22 protein-coding genes, 1 tRNA gene and 1 riboswitch are annotated in these 19,609 nt (G+C 72.1%); of the genes, 13 read left to right on the forward strand and 10 right to left on the reverse strand.

Annotated elements, in window-relative coordinates; genetic code table 11:
- The first annotated feature begins 16 nt into the window (after positions 1-16).
- The 5 genes from INTCA_RS07040 (at position 17) to INTCA_RS07060 (ending at position 4,889) form a co-directional block, all read left to right on the forward strand.
- On the forward strand, positions 17-796 hold the full coding sequence (locus INTCA_RS07040) for a LytR/AlgR family response regulator transcription factor (protein WP_013492223.1): 780 nt from the start codon (positions 17-19) through the stop codon (positions 794-796).
- Positions 793-1,203 (forward strand): hypothetical protein, encoded by a 411-nt coding sequence (locus INTCA_RS07045; RefSeq protein WP_013492224.1) that lies wholly within the window; start codon positions 793-795, stop codon positions 1,201-1,203. Before INTCA_RS07040 ends, INTCA_RS07045 begins: the two co-directional genes overlap by 4 nt.
- A gap of 10 nt (positions 1,204-1,213) precedes the next feature.
- Positions 1,214-2,773, forward strand: coding sequence for a sodium/solute symporter (locus INTCA_RS07050; protein WP_013492225.1), 1,560 nt, complete (start codon positions 1,214-1,216; stop codon positions 2,771-2,773).
- 146 nt (positions 2,774-2,919) lie between these two features.
- Positions 2,920-3,255 (forward strand): DUF485 domain-containing protein, encoded by a 336-nt coding sequence (locus INTCA_RS07055; RefSeq protein WP_013492226.1) that lies wholly within the window; start codon positions 2,920-2,922, stop codon positions 3,253-3,255.
- Positions 3,252-4,889 (forward strand): solute symporter family protein, encoded by a 1,638-nt coding sequence (locus INTCA_RS07060; RefSeq protein WP_013492227.1) that lies wholly within the window; start codon positions 3,252-3,254, stop codon positions 4,887-4,889. The genes INTCA_RS07055 and INTCA_RS07060 overlap by 4 nt, the downstream gene beginning before the upstream one ends.
- Before the next feature lie 105 nt (positions 4,890-4,994).
- Here INTCA_RS07060 and INTCA_RS07065 read toward each other — a convergent pair whose 3' ends face one another.
- The 9 genes from INTCA_RS07065 to thiE all read right to left on the reverse strand — a co-directional run bounded on the left by INTCA_RS07065 (position 4,995) and on the right by thiE (position 12,951).
- Entirely contained in the window at positions 4,995-5,336 is a 342-nt protein-coding gene (locus INTCA_RS07065; RefSeq protein WP_013492228.1) for a DUF2200 domain-containing protein, read from the reverse strand.
- A 46-nt stretch (positions 5,337-5,382) separates the two neighbouring features.
- Positions 5,383-6,495, reverse strand: coding sequence for a glutamate 5-kinase (gene proB / locus INTCA_RS07070; protein WP_013492229.1), 1,113 nt, complete (start codon positions 6,493-6,495; stop codon positions 5,383-5,385).
- A 109-nt stretch (positions 6,496-6,604) separates the two neighbouring features.
- On the reverse strand, positions 6,605-8,317 hold the full coding sequence (gene thiC, locus INTCA_RS07075; RefSeq protein WP_013492230.1) for a phosphomethylpyrimidine synthase ThiC: 1,713 nt from the start codon (positions 8,315-8,317) through the stop codon (positions 6,605-6,607).
- Positions 8,314-9,252 (reverse strand): bifunctional hydroxymethylpyrimidine kinase/phosphomethylpyrimidine kinase, encoded by a 939-nt coding sequence (thiD, locus tag INTCA_RS07080; RefSeq protein WP_013492231.1) that lies wholly within the window; start codon positions 9,250-9,252, stop codon positions 8,314-8,316. The genes thiC and thiD overlap by 4 nt, the downstream gene beginning before the upstream one ends.
- Positions 9,249-9,992: a thiamine phosphate synthase gene (locus INTCA_RS20105; RefSeq protein WP_218916291.1), complete on the reverse strand. Its 744-nt coding sequence runs from the start codon at positions 9,990-9,992 to the stop codon at positions 9,249-9,251. Before INTCA_RS20105 ends, thiD begins: the two co-directional genes overlap by 4 nt.
- Positions 9,989-10,813: a thiazole synthase gene (locus tag INTCA_RS07090; protein ID WP_013492233.1), complete on the reverse strand. Its 825-nt coding sequence runs from the start codon at positions 10,811-10,813 to the stop codon at positions 9,989-9,991. Before INTCA_RS07090 ends, INTCA_RS20105 begins: the two co-directional genes overlap by 4 nt.
- Before the next feature lies 1 nt (position 10,814).
- Entirely contained in the window at positions 10,815-11,015 is a 201-nt protein-coding gene (gene thiS, locus INTCA_RS07095; RefSeq protein WP_013492234.1) for a sulfur carrier protein ThiS, read from the reverse strand.
- Complete coding sequence (gene thiO / locus INTCA_RS07100) at positions 11,012-12,271, reverse strand: glycine oxidase ThiO (RefSeq protein WP_052337984.1); 1,260 nt, start codon at positions 12,269-12,271, stop codon at positions 11,012-11,014. The genes thiS and thiO overlap by 4 nt, the downstream gene beginning before the upstream one ends.
- Complete coding sequence (gene thiE, locus INTCA_RS07105) at positions 12,268-12,951, reverse strand: thiamine phosphate synthase (RefSeq protein ID WP_013492236.1); 684 nt, start codon at positions 12,949-12,951, stop codon at positions 12,268-12,270. The genes thiO and thiE overlap by 4 nt, the downstream gene beginning before the upstream one ends.
- Positions 12,947-13,058: riboswitch (TPP riboswitch) on the reverse strand. Its footprint overlaps the gene before it by 5 nt.
- Positions 13,059-13,176: 118 nt before the next feature.
- On the opposite strand from thiE, the gene INTCA_RS07110 reads away from it, so the two are divergent.
- Both INTCA_RS07110 and INTCA_RS07115 read left to right on the forward strand, forming a co-directional pair.
- Positions 13,177-14,460, forward strand: coding sequence for a glutamate-5-semialdehyde dehydrogenase (locus INTCA_RS07110; RefSeq protein WP_013492237.1), 1,284 nt, complete (start codon positions 13,177-13,179; stop codon positions 14,458-14,460).
- A gap of 61 nt (positions 14,461-14,521) precedes the next feature.
- A complete protein-coding gene (locus INTCA_RS07115; protein ID WP_013492238.1) occupies positions 14,522-15,217 on the forward strand; it encodes a class I SAM-dependent methyltransferase in 696 nt (231 codons plus the stop codon).
- A 24-nt stretch (positions 15,218-15,241) separates the two neighbouring features.
- Here the strand turns inward: INTCA_RS07115 and INTCA_RS07120 are convergent, their stop codons facing one another.
- Positions 15,242-16,306 (reverse strand): glycosyltransferase family 2 protein, encoded by a 1,065-nt coding sequence (locus INTCA_RS07120; RefSeq protein WP_013492239.1) that lies wholly within the window; start codon positions 16,304-16,306, stop codon positions 15,242-15,244.
- A gap of 86 nt (positions 16,307-16,392) precedes the next feature.
- Between INTCA_RS07120 and INTCA_RS07125 the strand changes: the two genes are divergently transcribed.
- The 6 genes from INTCA_RS07125 to INTCA_RS07150 all read left to right on the forward strand — a co-directional run bounded on the left by INTCA_RS07125 (position 16,393) and on the right by INTCA_RS07150 (position 19,606).
- Complete coding sequence (locus INTCA_RS07125; RefSeq protein ID WP_013492240.1) at positions 16,393-16,635, forward strand: hypothetical protein; 243 nt, start codon at positions 16,393-16,395, stop codon at positions 16,633-16,635.
- A 23-nt stretch (positions 16,636-16,658) separates the two neighbouring features.
- Positions 16,659-17,309 (forward strand): nicotinate-nucleotide adenylyltransferase, encoded by a 651-nt coding sequence (gene nadD / locus INTCA_RS07130; RefSeq protein WP_013492241.1) that lies wholly within the window; start codon positions 16,659-16,661, stop codon positions 17,307-17,309.
- On the forward strand, positions 17,306-17,749 hold the full coding sequence (gene rsfS, locus INTCA_RS07135; RefSeq protein WP_013492242.1) for a ribosome silencing factor: 444 nt from the start codon (positions 17,306-17,308) through the stop codon (positions 17,747-17,749). The genes nadD and rsfS overlap by 4 nt, the downstream gene beginning before the upstream one ends.
- A 44-nt stretch (positions 17,750-17,793) precedes the next feature.
- Entirely contained in the window at positions 17,794-18,408 is a 615-nt protein-coding gene (locus tag INTCA_RS07140; protein ID WP_114609682.1) for a histidine phosphatase family protein, read from the forward strand.
- Positions 18,409-18,500: 92 nt separating this feature from the next.
- Positions 18,501-18,576 (forward strand) — tRNA-Ala (locus INTCA_RS07145).
- Between the two features lie 58 nt (positions 18,577-18,634).
- Positions 18,635-19,606: an AMP-binding protein gene (locus INTCA_RS07150; RefSeq protein ID WP_013492244.1), complete on the forward strand. Its 972-nt coding sequence runs from the start codon at positions 18,635-18,637 to the stop codon at positions 19,604-19,606.
- Positions 19,607-19,609: the final 3 nt, after the last annotated feature.

The raw sequence follows: 19,609 nt of genomic DNA on the forward strand, positions 1-19,609 counted from the left end.
TGACAGGGGCCCCGCGATGAGCAGCCCCAGCACCGTCGCCGGGGGAGCCGCACCTGAGCGGCTCCGAGTGCTCGCTCTCGACGATGAGGCCCCGGCCCTGGACGAGCTCGTCTGGTTGCTGGGCAGGGAGGAACGGATCGGCGAGGTGATCTCGTCCGACTCTGCGGCCGAGGCGTTGCGGATACTCCACGAGCGCCCCGTCGACGCGATCTTCATGGACATCCAGATGCCCGGCCTGACCGGTCTCGACCTCGCCAGGGTGCTCTCGCGCTTCTCGACCAAGCCGCCGGTCGTCTTCGTGACAGCGCACGAGCAGCACGCGGTCGACGCCTTCGAGCTCAATGTCGTCGACTACGTCCTCAAGCCCGTGCGGGACGAACGGCTCGCCGAGGCCGTCCGGCGCGTCGTCAGCCGGATCGAGGGTCGCGAGTCGGCGCCCGGCGCGGAGGACGACAGCATCCTCGTCGAGCTCGCGGGCGTCAGCCGGCTCATTCCCCGCTCGGACGTCCTCTACGTCGAGGCCCAGGGCGACTACGCGCGGCTGCACACCGCCGCCGGCAGCCACCTCGTCCGGGTGCCGCTCACGACTCTCGCCGACCAGTGGCGCGACGCCGGGTTCGTCCGGATCCACCGGTCGCTCCTCGTCGCCCTCGGGCACATCACCGAGTGGCGCACCGAGGGCGGCCGGACGACCGTCGTCCTCGGTGGCCACGAGCTCGGGGTCAGCCGCCGCCACACCCGGGCGCTCCGGGACCTGCTCGTCAAGCGCGCCCAGCCTGGCCGGGAGCGACGGTGACCCGGGAGCCGGCCCAGCGGCATACGGCATCGCGGGCCACCGAGCCACCCACCCGGGTCACGGTCACCTCCCCCCGGACGGTCGCCGCCCGCGCTCGGCAGGTCTCCATCGCCTCCGAGATCGATGCGCAGAGCCGGCTCGGGGAGGTCTACGTCGACTCGCTCATGCGCAGCCAGCTGCGGCTCGCGCTCGCGGTGGTGGCCGCGCTCGTCCTCACCCTCGGACTCGTCCCCCTCGTGCTCCATCTCGTGCCGGCGTGGGGACGCGTCGTCGTCCTCGGCATCCCGGTGCCCTGGGTCATCCTCACCGTCGTCGCCTTCGTCGAGATCGTCGCGCTCGGCGTCTTCTACGTGCGACGGGCCGAGCGCAACGAGGCCGCCTTCAGCGACCTGCTCGACACGCGGTGAACCGGGCCCCATGAGCACCGCAGCCAGCGTCGTCGCCGTCATCCTCGTCGCAGTCTCGTCCCTCGGGGTCGGCGCCTTCGGGCTGCGGATCTCCCGGACCATGAGCGACTTCTACGTCGCCTCACGGGTCGTCGGGCCCGTGCTCAATGCCTCGGCCATCAGCGGCGAGTACCTGTCCGCCGCGTCGTTCCTCGGCGTCGCCGGCCTCATCCTCGCCCGGGGGGTGGACATGCTGTGGCTACCCGTCGGGTGGACGGCTGGCTACCTGCTCCTCCTCGTCTTCGTCGCCGCGCCGCTCCGACGCTCCGGGGCCTACACCCTGCCCGACTTCGCCCAGCTGAGGGTCGAGTCGACGAAGGCCCGCCACGTCGCCAGCCTGCTCGTCGTCGGCATCGGGATGCTCTACCTCATCCCCCAGTTCCAGGGCGCCGGACTGACGCTGCGCACCCTGACCGGCGCGCCCCTCTGGGTCGGGCAGGTCGTCGTGGCGATCATCGTCTCCCTCAACGTCCTGCCCGGCGGGATGCGGAGCGTCACCCTGGTCCAGGCCTTCCACTACTGGCTCAAGCTCGCGGCCCTGCTCACGCCGATCTTCTTCCTCCTCGGAGCGTTCGTCACCGGGGGTGCGCCCGAGGCGGTCAGTCGCCTCGACGCCGTCGACTGGGCCGAGCCGCTCTCCGGCGACTACGCGCTCTACCTCACCTACTCGCTCGTGCTCGCCACGTTCCTCGGCACCATGGGGCTGCCGCACGTCGTCGTCCGGTTCTACACCAACCCGGACGGCCGGGCGGCGCGGCGGACCACGCTCGTCGTCCTCGGCCTGCTCGGCGGGTTCTACCTGCTGCCCGTGGCGTACGGCATCCTCGGTCGCATGCTCGCGGCGGACCTCGTCACCTCGGGGCGGGCCGACTCCGTCGTCCTCGAGCTGCCGGCCCGCCTCTTCTCCGGGGTTCTCGCCGACCTCCTCACCGCGCTCATCGCCGCCGGTGCATTCGCCGCCTTCCTCTCCACGTCGATGGGCCTGGTCGTCTCCGTCGCCGGCGTCCTCAGCCAGGACGTCCTGCGTCGCCGCACCGAGCTCGGCCACGGGGTGAGCGCCTTCCGCCTCGCGACCCTCTTCGCCGTGGGGCTCGCCCTCGGCCTGACCTTCGTGGCGGCCCGGGTCCCGGTCGCCCACGCCGTGGAGCTGGCCTTCGCCGTCGCGGCCTCGACGTTCTGCCCGATGCTCGTGCTCGGGATCTGGTGGCGACGGCTGACCGCTGCCGGAGTCATCGCCGGCCTCGTCGTCGGCGGCTCCCTCTCGATGACCGCCGTCCTCACGACGATGATCGGCATCGACTCCCAGGGCCTGCTGGGAGCGATTCTCACGCAGCCGGCAGCGATCACCGTGCCGGCCGCGTTCGCCACCATGATCGGCACCTCGGTCGCCACGCGGCACCGCCAGCCGGCGCACGTGGCGCAGACGATGGTCCGCCTGCACGCGCCCGAGCACCTGACCCTCAACCGGGGGCCGTTCAACCCCGAGGCGCACGAGGACACCCGACTGGATCGGCTTACCGCTCGTCGCTGAGCACCGACCGCTCGTCGCAGAATCCCCGGACGCAGGGCGACCCGTCCGCACCGTTCACCGACCGGGCGCGCCCGCATGCTCGCGTTACCTAGGTCACACCCCTAGCGTGGGCGCACCCTGACACCCACCAACGGAGGTGGCTCCTCGTGAGCAATGACGCTCAGCCGCCCGTGGCCGACGACCGGTACACGGAGCTGCAGAACTCTGCGGAGTTCGTCGAACTGCGGCGCAGGTTCCGCAGGTTCGTTTTCCCGATGACCGCGTTCTTCCTGATCTGGTACTTCCTCTACGTCCTCCTCTCGGTCTACGCGAAGGAGTTCATGGGCAGCAAGTTCGTCGGCAACATCACGTGGGGCCTCGTCCTCGGGCTCCTCCAGTTCGTGACCACATTCGCCATCACGATGTACTACGCCCGCTGGGCAGACCGTGAGTTCGACACCCGCGCCGAGGCGCTGGCCCAGAAGATGGGAGGTGCCCTGTGAGCACCCAGCTCGTCTCGCTCGCCACGGCGGAGACCCAGGTCGGCAACCCGGCCCTCAACATCGCCATCTTCGGCGTCTTCGTCCTCATCACGCTGGCGATCGTCGTCAAGGTCTCGCGCGGGAACCGCAGCGCCGCCGAGTACTACGCCGGCGGGCGGGCCTTCTCCGGCCGCCAGAACGGCATCGCGATCGCCGGAGACTACCTCTCCGCGGCCTCCTTCCTCGGCATCGCCGGCGCCATCGCCATCAACGGCTACGACGGCTTCCTCTACTCGATCGGCTTCCTCGTCGCCTGGCTGGTCGCCCTGCTGCTCGTCGCGGAGCTGCTCCGCAACGTCGGCAAGTACACGATGGCTGACGTCCTCTCGTTCCGGCTGCGGCAGCGACCGGTCCGCATCGCCGCGGCCATCTCGACGCTCGCGGTCTCCTTCTTCTACCTGCTCGCCCAGATGGCCGGCGCCGGCGGTCTCGTCGCGCTCCTGCTCGGGGTCAAGGGCGACTGGGGCCAGCGCCTCGTCATCGTCATCGTCGGCGTGATCATGCTCTTCTACGTCATCTACGGAGGCATGAAGGGGACCACCTGGGTCCAGATGATCAAGGCCGTCCTGCTTATCATCGGCGCCGGGATCATGACCCTCTGGGTGCTCGCCAAGTTCGGCCTCAACCTCTCCTCGGTCCTCGGTGAGGCGTCGAAGACGTCGCTCGAGTCCGGGGGCAAGGACCTTCTGCTGCCCGGCAACCAGTACAAGAACCCGATCGACTTCATCTCCCTGTCGATGGCGCTCGTGCTCGGCACGGCCGGCCTGCCGCACGTGCTGATGCGCTTCTACACGGTGCCGACGTCGCGTGAGGCCCGCCGCTCCGTCGTCTGGGCCATCTGGCTCATCGGCCTGTTCTACCTGTTCACCCTGGTCCTCGGCTACGGCGCAGCGGACCTCGTCGGCGGCGCGGAGATCAAGGCGGCCCCCGGCGGCGTCAACTCGGCGGCCCCGCTGCTCGCCTTCGCCCTCGGCGGTGAGATCCTGCTCGGCATCATCTCCGGCGTCGCCTTCGCAACCATCCTCGCGGTGGTCGCGGGGCTGACCATCACGGCGAGCGCCTCGCTGTCCCACGACGTCTACAACACGATCGTCAAGGACGGCAACGCGACCCCGGAGGAAGAGGTACGGGTCGCTCGCATCGCCGCGCTCGTCCTCGGGGCCGTGGCGATCGTGGGTGGCATCTTCGCCCTCGGCCAGAACATCGCGTTCCTCGTCGCCCTCGCGTTCGCCATCGCGGCGAGCGCGAACCTGCCGACGATCCTCTACTCGCTGTTCTGGAAGCGGTTCAACACCAGGGGCGCGCTGTGGTCGATCTATGGCGGGCTGGTCAGCGCGATCACGCTCATCGTGTTCTCGCCGGTCGTGTCGGGCAAGCCGAACGACCCCGTGACGGGCAAGAGCCCGTCGATGCTCCAGGGCATCGACTTCCACTGGTTCCCGCTCGACAACCCGGGCATCGTCTCGATCCCGCTCGGCTTCATTCTCGGCTACATCGGGACCGTGACGAGCAAGGAGTACAACGCGGCGAAGTACGCCGAGATGGAGGTGCGCTCCCTCACCGGCCACGGCGCCGAGGTGGCCACCCACCACTGAGCGCGCTGACGCTCCCGACCGAGCCCAGCGGCATACGGACGACTCCGTATGCCGCTGGGCTCGCTCACGCTCGGGATGCGCCGTGCCGCGTGGGCGGGGGAGCGGTCAGGCCCTGAGGATCTTGTCCATCGGCCGGCCCTTGGCCAGCTCGTCGACGAGCTTGTCGAGGTAGCGGATCTGCTGCATCAGCGGGTCCTCGACCTCCTCGACGCGGACCCCGCACACCACCCCGGTGATCAGAGCGGACCTGGGATGCAGGTGCGCGGCGGCGAAGAACTCCTCGAACGTCGTGCCCGCGGCCAGGTGAGCGCGCAGGGCCGTGTCGTCGAAGCCGGTGAGCCACTCGATCACCCGGTCCAGCTCGGCCTTGGTGCGGCCCTTCCGCTCGACCTTGGTGACGTAGAGGGGGTAGACCGAGGCGACGCTCGTCGTGAAGATCCGGCTCATTCCGGTGAGCGTAGCCCGCAGCCCACAGCCCCCAGCCCGCAGCGCGTCAGAGCACGACGAGGTCGTCCCGGTGGATGACCTCGCGCTCGTAGGCCGGCCCGAGCGCCTTGGCCAGCTCCCTCGTCGAACGGCCGAGGAGGTTCGGCAGCTCGTTCGACGCATAGTTGACGAGGCCGCGCGCGATCGGCGTGCCGTCGGGCCCGCACACGTCCACCGGGTCGCCGTCGTGGAAGGTGCCCTCGACGGCCGTGATCCCCGCGGGGAGCAGCGACTTCTTGCGTTCCTTGAGAGCGTGCACCGCGCCCTCGTCGACGATGAGCCGCCCACGCGCCGAGGTCGCGTGCTCGAGCCAGAGCCGCCGGGACCGGCCCCGCCGACCGATGGGGAGGAAGAGGGTGCCGACGTCCTCGCCCCGGAGGACCTCGATGATGCGGTCCGCGGCGGTGATCGACGTCGTGACCCCGGCGGCCGTCGCGATCCGGGCCGCCTCGATCTTGGTCGCCATGCCGCCCGTGCCGACCTTGGAGCCGCTGCCCCCGATCGCGACGTGGGCGATGTCCTCGGGGCCGGCGACGATCGGGATGCGCTGTGCCCCGGGCCGGCTCGGTGGCCCGTCGTAGAGCGCGTCGACGTCCGAGAGGAGGACGAGGGCGTCGGCGTCGATGAGGTGCGCCACGAGAGCGGCGAGGCGGTCGTTGTCGCCGAACCGGATCTCCGACGTCGCGACGGTGTCGTTCTCGTTGACGATGGGCAGCACGCGCAGGTCGAGCAGCCGCTCGAGGGTGCGCCGGGCGTTGGCGTAGTGGGTCCGCCGGGTCACGTCCTCGGCCGTGAGGAGGACCTGTCCGACGGTGATCTCGTGGGCGGCGAAGGACTGCGTGTACGCGGCGAGCAGGGCGCCCTGACCCACGCTCGCTGCGGCCTGCTGGGTCGCGAGGTCCCGGGGGCGTGCGGTCAGGCCGAGCGGGTGCAGCCCGGCCGCGATGGCCCCCGAGCTGACGAGGACGATCTGCGCTCCCCGAAGGTGCTGGTGGGCCAGCGCGTTGACGAGGGCGATGAGCCGAGCGTGGTCGATGCCACCGTCGACCCCGGTCAGCGAGCTGGAGCCCACCTTGACGACGAGGCGGCGGGCGCTGCTGATGACGGAGCGAGGTGACACGGCGCCCAGCCTAGTGAGGCGCCCCGCGTGGGAGCGTCGCCGTTCAAGGTATGGAGCAACTCCTGGTCGTCGATCCATACCTCGAACGGGGAGAGGGCCGCAGGTGTGGTCAAGGGGTCTCGACGTACACCGACGAGCCGAGCTCCACGAACTCGCGGCTCTTCTCCGCCAGCCCGGCACCCACGGCCACCTCGTCCGTGAGACCGCGCTCAGCGGCATACCTCCGAACGTCCTGCGAGATCCGCATGGAGCAGAACTTCGGGCCGCACATCGAGCAGAAGTGCGCCGTCTTGGCCGGCTCGGCGGGCAGGGTCTCGTCGTGGAAGGCACGGGCCGTGTCGGGGTCGAGCGACAGGTTGAACTGGTCCTCCCACCGGAACTCGAACCTCGCCTTGGACAGGGCGTCGTCCCAGTCGCGCGCGTACGGGTGCCCCTTGGCGACGTCGGCGGCGTGCGCGGCCAGCTTGTACGTGATGACGCCGGTCTTGACGTCGTCCCGGTTGGGCAGCCCGAGGTGCTCCTTGGGCGTGACGTAGCAGAGCATCGCCGTGCCGTGCCACGCGATGTGCGCGGCGCCGATCGCCGAGGTGATGTGGTCGTAGCCGGGCGCGACGTCGGTCACGAGCGGGCCGAGCGTGTAGAACGGAGCTCCGTGGCACCAGTCCTGCTGGAGGTCGACGTTCTCCTTGACGAGGTTGAGCGGCACGTGGCCCGGACCCTCGACCATGACCTGGACGTCGAACTCCCACGCCCGCTTCGTCAGCTCGGCGAGGGTGCGCAGCTCGGACAGCTGGGCCTCGTCGTTCGCGTCCGCGGTGCAGCCGGGACGCAGCCCGTCACCGAGGCTGAACGCGACGTCGTACTGGGCGAAGATCTCGCAGAGCTCGTCGAAGTGCGTGTACAGGAAGTTCTCCTCGTGGTGGGCCAGGCACCAGCCGGCCATGATCGAGCCGCCGCGGCTGACGATGCCGGTGATCCGCTGCGCCGTCATCGGCACGTAGCGCAGCAGCACCCCGGCGTGGATGGTCATGTAGTCGACACCCTGCTCGCACTGCTCGATGACGGTGTCGCGGAAGACGGGCCACGAGAGCTGCGACGCGTCACCGTCCACCTTCTCGAGCGCCTGGTAGATCGGCACGGTGCCGATCGGGACGGGCGAGTTGCGCACGATCCACTCGCGGGTGGTGTGGATGTCATCGCCGGTGGACAGGTCCATCACGGTGTCGGCACCCCAGCGCGTCGCCCAGGTGAGCTTCTCGACCTCCTCGGCGATCGAGCTGGTCACGGCGGAGTTGCCGATGTTCGCGTTGATCTTGACGAGGAAGCGCCGGCCGATGACCATCGGCTCGCTCTCCGGATGGTTGACGTTGCTCGGGATGATGGCCCGGCCCGCGGCGACCTCCGATCGGACGAGCTCGACGTCGCAGCGCTCGCGGGCCGCGACGTACTCCATCTCTCGGGTGACGGTGCCGGCGCGCGCGTACGCCATCTGAGTGACCCGCCGGCCGGGCTTGGCGCGCAGCGGTGCTCGCCGCTCGCCGCGCCACTCGAGGGACGCCTCACCCCGTCGGACGGCCGAGCGTCCGTCGTCGGCGAGGTCGCGCTCCCGACCGGTGTACGTCTCGACGTCGGCGCGGCCCTCGATCCAGCGAGCCCGGGCGGGCGGGAGACCCTCCTCGGCGACGCTCCCGGGCCCCGATGTGTCGTAGAGGTGGAAGGGTTCGTTGCCTTCCGTGAGGGTGACCTCGGTGAACGGCACCCGTATGCCGCTGGGCTCGCTCGGCACGTAGACCTTGCTCCGCGCGGGGTTGGCGTGCGTCATCGGGGGGCTCCTTGGCTGGTGAGGGGGCTGGTGAGGGGGCTGGTGAGGGGGCTGGCCGGGGGGTCGAGGAAGGTGGTGCGGGTGTGGGCGACGGGGCCGCGTCCGGCTCCGAGTCGCCAGCCGGCCGACGTGCGCAGGGCGTGGCGGACGAAGCCGCGCGCGGACAGGACGGCGTCGCGAGTGCTCTCGCCGCGGGCGAGGAAGGCTGCGGCCGCGGAGGCAAAGGTGCAGCCGGTGCCGTGGTCGTTGTCGGTCGCGATCTCGGAGGAGCGGAACACGTGCGTGCCGGCGGCCTCGGCGAGGACGTCGACCCGGTCGGCGCCGGCTGCGGTCCGAACCGTGCCGCCCGTGACGACCACGGTTGTCGCGCCGAGCGCCCGGAGCGCTTGGGCCTGGTCGGCCTGCTCGTCGACTGACCGGGCCGGCCCGACATCGAGAAGAGCGGCCGCCTCGTCCGTGTTGGGGGTGACGAGCACGGCGTGGGGGAGCAGGTGATCCCGGAGGGCTTGGGTTACGCCGTCCGCGGCGAGCGAGTGGCCGCTCGTCGAGACGAGGACGGGGTCGACGACGAGCCGGGGCAGCCGGCCCGCGGCCGCGAGCCGGGCCACCGCCAGCGTCAGGCACGCCTCGCCGAGCATGCCGACCTTGACCACAGTCGGGGCCAGGTCGGCGAGGACGCAGTCGACCTGTGCGAGCACGACGTCGACCGGGAGCGCGTGGACGCCGTGCACCCCGGTCGTGTCCTGCACGGTGACGGCGGTGACCGCACTCGCACCGTGGACGCCGAGGGCCGCAAAGGTCGCCAGGTCGGCCTGGATCCCCGCCCCTCCGCCGCTGTCGGATCCCGCGATGGTCAGCGCAACCGGCGGTGTCGGAGCGTGCTCGGCCTGCCGCGCGGCACCGGCGCCCGGGGGAGTGTGCTGACGGCCCGTCATGAGGCTCCCGCTCTGGCTGCGCGGACCGAGTCGACGACGGCGCGCATCGCCGCGGTCGGGTCGGCCGCGCGCATCACGGCGCCCATGACGGCGACCCCGTCAGCACCGGCCGCGATCCAGTGGCCGGCGTTCGCGGCGTCGACGCCGCCCAGCGCGAAGATGACTGGCGGGGTGGGGTGCTCGCGCCGGACCGTGCTCGCCAGACGGCGCAGGCCCGCTGGTCCGAGCGCCGGGCCGTGACCGGGTTTCGAGACGGACGCGGCCACCGGAGAGAGCGTGACGTGGTCGAGCCCGTCGTCGGCCGCGCGCCGCAGCTCGGCCAGGTCGTGGCAGGAGCGGCCGACGAACGTGGCGACGCGGTCGAGGTCTGCGGGCACCCCTTCATGGCGTCTCAGGTGCAGGCCCAGCCGCCTCCCCTCTCCCGATTCGATGTGATCGACCGATGCAGATCTCGATCGGTCACATCGACCCTGGGGAGGGGGGAGGTGGGGATGGGGGAGGTGGGGATGGGGGAGCGGGGAGGCGACGAGGAGCAGGGCCTGGTGCTCGGCGCAGAGCGGGCCGACCCCGGTGACGAGGGCGGCCCGCTCCTCGTCGGCCAGGTCGCGCTCGCGTACCAGCACCCCGTGAGCGCCGCCCTCGAGCACGGCCCGCACGACATCGAGGAGGGGACGGTTCCCGGGGACCTGCGACCGGTCGGTCACCGCGATGGCCAGCCCAGCAGCCTCCCGCAGGCTCACCACTCGACCAGGCCCTCGGTGGGGGAGGATGCGCGGGCCAGGCGGCGGACCGGGATGCGCCCGGCGTGGCGCGCGAGCCAGCCGGCCTCGACGGCGTGGTGCATGGCACGGGCCATCGCCTCCGGGTCCTCGGCCCGGGTGACCGCGGTGGCGAGCAGGACCGCGTCACAGCCGAGCTCCATCGCCAGGGCCGCGTGGGAGGCGGTCCCGATGCCGGCGTCGAGGATGACCGGCACGTCGACGAGCTCACGGATCAGCTCGATGGCATGGGGGTTGCGGATCCCCAGGCCGCTGCCGATCGGCGCGCCGAGAGGCATGACCGCCGCGCAGCCGGCGTCGACGAGGCGCTGGGCCGCGATCGGGTCATCGTTCGTGTAGGGCAGCACCACGAAACCGTCCCGCACCAGCTGCTCTGCCGCGTCGATGGTCTCGACGACGTCGGGGAGCAGCGTCCGGTCGTCCGCGATCACCTCGAGCTTGACCCAGCTGGTCTCGAGGGCCTCCCGTCCGAGCCGGGCCGTGAGGAGCGCGTCGCGGGCCGTGCGACACCCTGCGGTGTTGGGCAGCAGCCGGACACCGCAGTCCCCGAGGAGGTCGAGCAGCCCGCCGACGCCGTCCTTCGGCACGCGGCGCAGCGCGACGGTGACGAGCTCGGTCCCGGAGGCGCGGACCGCCGCCTCCAGGGAGGCGTGGCTCGTCGCGCCCCCGGTGCCCAGGATGAGCCGGGAGCCGAGCTCGGTGCCGTCGATGGTGAGGGGGCCGTCGATGGTGGGCCGCCCGTCGATGGTGACCGGGTCGGGCCGTGAGGGTGTGCCGGCCATGTCAGCCGCCCTGCATTGCGGTGACGACCTCGAGCTCCGCGCCGGGACTGAGCACCTCGGTGGCCCAGCGCGAGCGCGGGACGATGACCCGGTCGAGTGCGATGGCGATGCCGCGGCTCGGCAGACCGAGGGTGCCGACGAGCGCGGCGACCGTGGTGCCCGGCTCGAGGCGGTGCTGCTCGCCGTTGACGATGACGTTCACTCGTCCTCCTGGGTGCCGAAGCGTCGTGGGTCGAAGTGGTCGGCGTGCTCCGGCTGCGGGAGACCGAGGACGTGCGCGACGACGGCGTCGGCCGTCAGCGGTGCCAGGAGAATGCCGTCCCGCCCGTGGCCGGCGGCGACGACGAGCCCGTCGACACCGGACGGCCCGACGACCGGGAGGTTGTCCGGGGTGGCGGGTCGCAGCCCGGCGGTGGATTCGACGAGCGCCGCCTCGGACAGCTCGGGGACGATCTCGATGGCGTCGTGGAGCAGGTCGTGGACCGCGCCGGCGGTGACGCTCGGGTCGGCCCCGACGTCCTCGCTCGTGGCGCCGACGACGACCTCGCCGTCGGAGCGGGGCACGAGATAGACGAACCGGCCGTGCACGGATGCCCGGACGATGCGGTGCAGGACGTCGGGCGCGGCCGGTCGGAGCCGCAGCACCTGGCCCTTGAGCGGACGGATGGGGACCCGCAGCCCCAGGTGGGCCGCGAGCCCGGACGTCGCCCAACCCGCCGCGAGCACGGTGACGTCCGCGTGGCTCGAGTGGGGCCGAGCGTGCCCGACCGGCTCCACGGACCGGCGGGTCGGCTCCACGGCGGGCTCCGCACCGACGATGCGACGGTCCCGGAGCTCGGGGCGGGCCAGCAGGGGGCGGAACTCGCCCCCGCGGCTGGTGATGGCGATGCGGAGGGCGTGGGCGACGCGCCTCGGGTCCACGGCCGACTCGTCCTCGATGACGAGGCAGCCGGCGAGGCGCGGCGACAGCGCCGGTTCGAGGCGACGGGCCGCCCGGCTCGGGAGCCGCTCGACGGCCCGGTGGTACCGCTCGAGGAGGCGGGCCTGCCGGGCGAGGACCTGCTCGTCGTCGTGGTCGGCCGCGACGAAGAGGGTGCCTTCGCGGCGCAGGTCGATGGGCAGCCCGGAGTCGGCGGCGAGGTCGGCGGCGAAGGCGGGCCAGCGACCGGCGGACGCCGTGCTCGCCGCCAGGAGTGCCTCCTGTCCGAAGGTGGCCTCGCTCGACGGGGTGATCATCCCGGCGGCGGCGTGCGTGGCTCCCCCCGCGACGCCCGGGTCGAGCACCGTCACCTGACAGCCCGCCCGAGCCAGCTGCCAGGCGCTCGCGAGCCCGATGATGCCGCCACCGATGACGGCGACGCGGACCCTCGTGGAGACCCCTGACTCCACGAGGGCCGAGTGCCGGTCCTGGGGGGCTGCCGTGGTCACCGCGGCACCTCGTCCCGGTGCCGTGCTCACGGGCGGACCTCGATCCGACCGTCGGCCGGCTCGCCGTCGCACTGGTCGGACGGACCGACCAGCGCGGCGGTGAGAGCCGCTGCCGTCGCGGCCGGGTCGGCTGCCTCGGACAGCGCGGCGACCACGGCGACGCCGTGCGCGCCGGCGGCGAGCAGGGCGGGGACGAGCTCGGGGGTGACACCACCGATCGCGATGACGGGCAGCTCCGTGGCTGCGGTGACGGCACGGAGGCCGGGTGGTCCGAGTGGCTCTGGGAGGCCGGCCTTGGTGGTCGTCGCATGAGCCGGTCCGGCGCCGAGATAGGTGGCGCCGGCCGACTCGGCGGCGCGGGCCATGTCGGGGGTGCGCACCGTGGCTCCGATGACGAAGCCTGCGGGAACGACGCGTCGGACCTCCGCGACGGGGAGGTCGGTGGCCCCGAGGTGCACGCCGTCCGCGCCGGCGGCCAACGCGACGTCGACGCGGTCATCCACGATGACGAGCGTGCCTGCGGGACGGGCCAGCCCGAGGATCGCGGTGGTGAGGGCGAGGACCTCGCGGTCCGTGTGGTCCTTGGCCCGCACCTGGACCGCCGCCCGGCCGGTGGCGATCGCGCACCGCACTTCGCGGAGGGGGTCGCGACCGCCGCGGGTGTCGGTGAGGACGTGCAGCCGTGGGAACGGCCGGGGACTCTGCGTCATCGCAACTCCTTGGTCCCTGCGCCGGCATGATCCGGATCAGGTTGGGACGGTCGGGGCTGCGTCAGCCCCCTCTCAGCCCGGTGCTCCGGACTCCCGTGAAGGACGGTCAGAACCATAGCGACCTGGCCGCGAACGCGCATCCCGGGGTGCCCGGGTAGGACGCGGCAGCCACCGGGCAACGGACGCGCGGGACCGCTGAGAGGGTGAGGCGCCTACCCTTGAACCATGTCCCACACCATCGACCCCTCGGTCGTCGAGCACGTCAACCAGCTCGCCGACCGGGCCCGCGTCGCCTCCCGCCGGCTCGCCCAGCTGAGCCGCGCCGAGAAGGACGCCGCCCTCCACGCGCTCGCCGACGCACTCGTCGTCGCCACCCCGCAGATCCTCCAGGCCAACGCCCAGGACCTCGACCGCGGCCGCGCCAACGGCATGAGCGAGGCCCTCCAGGACCGGCTCCGCCTCGACGAGCAGCGCGTCGCAGCCTCCGCCCAGGGCCTACGGGACATCGCGGCGCTGCCCGACCCGGTCGGCGAGATCGTCCGGGGCTCGACGCTGCCCAACGGGCTCCAGATCCGCCAGGTCCGGGTGCCGATGGGCGTCATCGGGATGATCTACGAGGCTCGGCCCAACGTCACCGTCGACGCAGCCGGACTCGGCCTGAAGTCGGGCAACGCAGTGATCCTCCGCGGCGGGTCAGCAGCCGGGGCCACGAACTGGGCCACCGTCATCGCGTTGCGCCTCGCCCTGGCCGGTCAGGGCCTGCCGGAGGACGCCATCACCCTCCTCGGAGAGGGCGGCCGCGACGCCGCCCGAGCCCTCATGACCGCGCGCGGCCGCGTCGACCTCGTCATCCCACGCGGGGGAGCCGACCTCATTCAGACCGTCGTGCGCGAGTCCACCGTCCCGGTCATCGAGACAGGGGTCGGGGTGTGCCACGTCTACGTCGACCGAGCCGCCGACCTCGACCAGGCCGCCGCGATCACGACCAACGCCAAGACGCACCGTCCGAGCGTGTGCAACGCGGCCGAGTCGCTGCTCGTCCACCGTGAGGTGGCCGCGGACTTCCTCCCCAAGGTGCTCACCGACCTCGCCAACGCGCAGGTGAAGCTGCACGTCACGCCCGACGTCAGGCCCTACGCGGAAGCCAGCTCAGCGGCATACGCCATCGCTTCGGAGCAGGACTTCGACACGGAGTGGCTCGCACTCGAGATGAACGTCGCCGTCGTCGACGACCTGGACGCGGCGATGGAGCACATCCGCCGACACGGCTCCGGGCACACCGAGGCCATCGTCACGGAGGACCGCGCAGCCGCACGGCGCTTCACGGCCGAGGTCGACGCAGCCGTGGTCATGGTCAACGCGAGCACCCGCTTCACCGACGGAGGCGAGTTCGGCTTCGGTGCCGAGATCGGGATCTCGACGCAGAAGCTGCACGCCCGGGGGCCGATGGCGCTGCCGGAGCTGACGACGACGAAGTGGATCGTCGAGGGCGACGGCCAGATCCGCTGACTCGGCCGACTGCGGCGCCCACTGGCCCATCCACCTCTGCGCACTGGCATGATGGCGCGGCATGGAGGGCACTGAGGTCCGCAAGCTCGCTCAGCTCGAGGGGCAGCACTGGTGGTACCGCGAGCGGCGACACCTGCTAGCGGAGGCGATCCGGGGCCTGACCCCCGGCCGGGCCATCGACATCGGGGCTGCCGGCGGCGGCAACACGATGGTGCTGCAACGCGCCGGCTGGGAGGCGACGGCTCTCGAGTACAGCGCCGAGGGCGCCGCCGTCGCGCACGAACGGGGGCTGCCGGTGCTCCGGTCCGACGCGACCCGCCTGCCCCTCGCCGACGACACCCAGGACCTCGTCGTCGCCTTCGACATCCTCGAGCACCTCGCCGACGACGACGGCGCCGTCCGCGAGGCCCACCGCGTGCTCAAGCCGAGCGGCACGTACCTCGTCGCCGTCCCCGCCGACCCACGGCTCTGGTCCGCACACGACGAGGCCGTGCACCACCTGCGCCGCTACACCCGTCCCGAGCTGCTCGCCCTCCTGGAGCGGGGCGGCTTCGTCATCGACAGCGTCCGCTCCTGGAACGTCCTGCTCCGACCCGTGGTGGCCTTCCGGCGGCGAGCCTCGACCGGCTCGGACCTCGAGGACCTGCACCCGATCGTCAACACGGGGCTGCGCGCCATCATCACCGCCGAGCGGTACCTGCCGGTGGGTGGCCTGCCCGGTGTCAGCCTGCTCGTCACGGCCCGCCCCCGGCAGTGATGGTCGGGGCGGACCGGGTGGCGCTCAGCGCAGTCGCGCAGGCGTGCCGGGCGAGCCGGGCGAGCCGTCGGTGTCGGCCCGCACGGTCTGCGTCGGGATGTGTTCGTCACGGGGCGTGGCCGGCAGCGGCGTGTCGGTCGGCCCGTGCTGCGGCGAGCTCTCCGTGAGGGAGTCGTACGCGACGAAGTAGGTCGGGCGCCCTTGCAGCTGCGCGTACATCCGGCCGATGTACTCACCGAGGATGCCCACGCAGACCAGCTGCACGGCGCCCACCCCGGCGACGACGGCCACCGTGGAGGTCCAGCCGGCCACGGTGTGGCCCTGGGCGCGGGCGACGAGCCCGTATCCGATGAGCAGGAGAGCGAGGACGGCGCCGACGAACCCGGCGATCGTCGCGAGCCGCAACGGTGCCGTCGAGATGCCCGTCAGCGAGTCGACCGAGAGGCGGATCATCTTGATGAGCGGGTACTTCGTCGATCCTGCCGCGCGCTCCTCACGCTTGTACTCGACGGTGTCCGAGGGGAAGCCGAGTGCCGGCACGACGAAGCGGAGCACCCGGTTGTGCTCCGGGAGACTGTTGACGGCATCCACCGTGGCCCGCGACATGAGGCGGAAGTCCCCGGCATCCGCGTGGGCCGACGTGCCGGACATGACCCGGATGAACCGGTAGAAGGTCTGGGCCGACACCCGCTTGAACCACGTGTCCGACGACCGGTCGCTGCGCACGCCGTAGACGACGTCGACGTTGTCCCGCCTCGCCGCCGACAGCATCTCCGGGATGACCTCGGGAGGGTCCTGCAGGTCCGCGTCGAGCGTGACGACGTAGGCGCCCCGGGCGGTGGCGAGGCCGGCCGAGATCGCGGCCTGGTGCCCGGCGTTGGCGCGGAGGCGGAGCACGCGCAGGGCCGGCCACTCGCGGTGGTACCGGTGCAGCAGGGCGGGAGTCAGGTCCGTGCTGCCGTCGTCCACGGCCACCACCTCGTACGCCACGTCCATGCCGTCGAGGAGGGGACGCAGCCGCTGGACGAGCAGCGGGAGCACGTCCTCCTCGTTGTACATGGGGATGACGACGGACAGCTCGGGGACCATGGGAAACAGCCTACGGCCCGGCGCCGCGGTCTCGAGCGCCGCACGGTCGCTCCGGACCGAGCCCCTTGGGAGGTACGCTGTGCCGCATGTCTGATCGTGTCCTGACCCTGGTCGCACAGGGCGAGGAAGCCGCGCGCGAGCTGCCCATGCCGTTCATCGCGTACTTCCTCATCACCTTCGCGCTCTTCCTTGTGGCGCTCGGCGTCACCTGGTCCTTCCGCAACACCGCCCACAAGGTGCCGATGTCGACCCACGTCGACCAGCACGGCCGGATCCAGATCGAGGGGCACCCGAGCCACCCCGGCCACGTGGAGGGGACGCACCACTGAGCACGCGCCGCCGCATCGGGGTCATGGGTGGGACCTTCGACCCCATCCACCATGGCCACCTCGTGGCGGCCAGCGAGGTGCAGGCCCTGTTCGGACTCGAGCAGGTCATCTTCGTCCCCACCGGCCAGCCCTGGCAGAAGTCGCACGCCGAGGTCTCCCCGGCCGAGCACCGCTACCTCATGACGGTGATCGCGACGGCGTCCAACCCGCGGTTCACCGTGAGCCGCGTCGACATCGACCGACCCGGGCCGACCTACACGATCGACACGCTCCGCGACCTGCGCGCCGAGCTGCCCGACGACGAGCTGTTCTTCATCACCGGCGCTGACGCGCTCGCCGACATCCTCGGGTGGAAGGACGCCGAGCGGCTCTGGCAGCTCGCGCACTTCATCGGCGTCACGCGCCCTGGGCACCTGCTCTCGGACAAGGGCCTTCCCGAGGACCGTGTCACCCTGCAGGAGGTGCCGGCGATGGCGATCAGCTCGACGGACTGCCGCGCCCGGGTGGCCGAGGGGGAGCCGGTCTGGTACCTCGTCCCCGATGGCGTCGTCCAGTACATCAACAAGTACTGCCTCTACACCGGCGGAGGGTGTGGGGCGCCACCCGTCGAGCCCCTCCGGGCGCGGATCACCTCGCCCCGACGCACCTCAGTTCCTCTGCAAGGAGACCAGTGACAGCAACAAACCATGCGCTCCAGCTCGCCAAGGCGGCTGCCGACGCCGCCGAGGAGAAGATCGCCGAGCGGGTGACGGCCATCGACGTCAGCGACCAGATGCCACTGACCGATGTCTTCGTCATCGCCTCGGCGCCCTCCGAGCGACAGATCGGCGCCATCGTCGACGAGGTCGAGGACCGGCTCCGCGAGCTGGGGTCCAAGCCGATCCGGCGCGAGGGGGAACGCGACGGGCGCTGGGTCCTCATCGACTTCGGCGACATCATCGTGCACATCCAGCACGAGGACGAGCGCGAGTACTACGCGCTCGAGCGGCTGTGGAAGGACTGCCCTGAGATCGACCTGACGGCGATCGAGTCCCCGGCCCGGCCTGGTGCGTCCAGCTCCCCGGACGGGTCGGACGGGTCGGACGGGTCGGACGGGTCGGGCGCCACGCCGTGAATGCCGCGCCGGGATCTTCGCCCGCGGCCCGCCGGATCGTGATCATGCGCCACGCAGAGACCGTGGACAACGCCGCCCGGGTCTGGCAGGGCCACAAGGACACCGAGCTCTCCGAGACGGGCCGGGCCCAGGTGGCGGCGGCTGCGCCGCACCTGGCTGCCTACCGACCTGCCCTGCTCGTGTCCAGCGACCTGCAGCGTGCGGCGGCGACGGCCGATGCCATCGCCTCCCTGGCGGGCCTCGAGGTGCGACTCGACGCGCGCCTCCGTGAGGTCCATGTCGGCGAGTGGCAGGGGCTGCACGCCGATGAGGTGAGGGCGAGGTACCCGGAGACGATCGCCGCGCTCGACCGTGGCGAGGACGTGCCGCGGGGCGTCACGGGGGAGACCCGGGCCGAGGTGGCCCACCGCGTGGGGCAGTCCGTCCGGGAGGTCGAGCGGGAGCTCCTGCCCGGCGAGACGGCGCTCATCGTGGCGCACGGGGTGTCCGGCCGGATCGCCGCGACCGACCTGGTCGGGCTCGACCAGGACGTTTCGGATGCCGTGTTCCGCGGGATCGACAACTGCCACTGGATCGAGCTCGTCGAGGGCAGCAAGAGCTTCAGCGCGATGTCGCGATGGCGGATCTCGGGGTGGAACCTCGGCCCGTGGAAGGCGTGACCCGGGCGGCGTGGTGCCATGACCGTGGATTTGGGCTCGGGCGCCTTCATTGGCTAGAGTGACGCAGGCACTTCACGGAAGTGAGGTCCGACGGGGCTGTGGCGCAGCTGGTAGCGCACCTCCATGGCATGGAGGGGGTCAGGGGTTCGAGTCCCCTCAGCTCCACCAGATGACGAAGGGCCGGACCGGGTGTCCGGCCCTTCGTCGCATCCGCCCAGGAGGATCCATGACGGACCACGTCCGGCCGGAGGAGCACGCCGACCCGGTCGCCGCGGTGCTCTCGGCCCGCCGCACCGGCGCAGCGCTGTCGCTCACCACCTCGGGGAGCACCGGCCCGACCCCCCGGCGGGTGCTGCGCACGACGGAGTCCTGGTGGGGGTGCTTCCCCGCCTACTCGGACCTGACCGGGGTGCGGCGTGGAGCGCGGGTCTGGGTGCCCGGCACCCTGCGGTCGACGATGAACCTCTTCGCGGCGGTGCATGCCGCCTGGGCCGGTGCCGAGCTCGTCGCCGGCGCGCAGTCGGCGACCCACGCGTGCCTGACCCCCGCCCAGCTGGAGCGGCGTGGGAGTGATCTGCCAGCGGGCGCGCGGATCGTGGTCGCCGGGGCCGGGCTCCCCGACGGAGTGGCCGCGGCGGCCCGGCAGCGTGGTCTGCGGATCGACCACTACTACGGGGCGGCCGAGCTGAGCTTCGTCGCCGCGTCCGACGCCGGTGACGGCCGGCTGCGTCCCTTCCCGGGGGTTGAGGTGGAGGTCCGCGACGAGCCGGTCACGGGGACCATCTGGGTGCGGTCCGACTGGGTCTGCGACGGCTACGACGGGCCGCCGGGTTCGCTGCGACGCGCCGAGGACGGCTGGGCGTCGGTGGGCGACCTCGGGCGGCTCGACGGAAGCGTGCTCACGGTCCTCGGGCGGCCTGACGCCGTCGTGACCGCGGGCGCCACGGTGCTCGTCTCCGATGTCGAAGCCGTGCTGCATCCCGTCGCACGCGGGACCGTTGTCGTCCACGGCGTGCCCCACCCGAGCCTCGGCGAGGTCGTCGCGGTCACCCTGACCGATGGGCGGGACCGGGCCGGCCTGGAGCACGTGGCTCGGGCCCGGCTGCCCGTCAGCCACCGGCCTCGAGTGTGGCGCGTCGTCCCTGAGCTGCCCCTGACCGAGGCCGGCAAGGTCGACCGTGCCGCGCTGGGGAGGTGACGC

Source organism: Intrasporangium calvum DSM 43043 (assembly GCF_000184685.1).
Taxonomy (GTDB): Bacteria; Actinomycetota; Actinomycetes; order Actinomycetales; family Dermatophilaceae; genus Intrasporangium; species Intrasporangium calvum.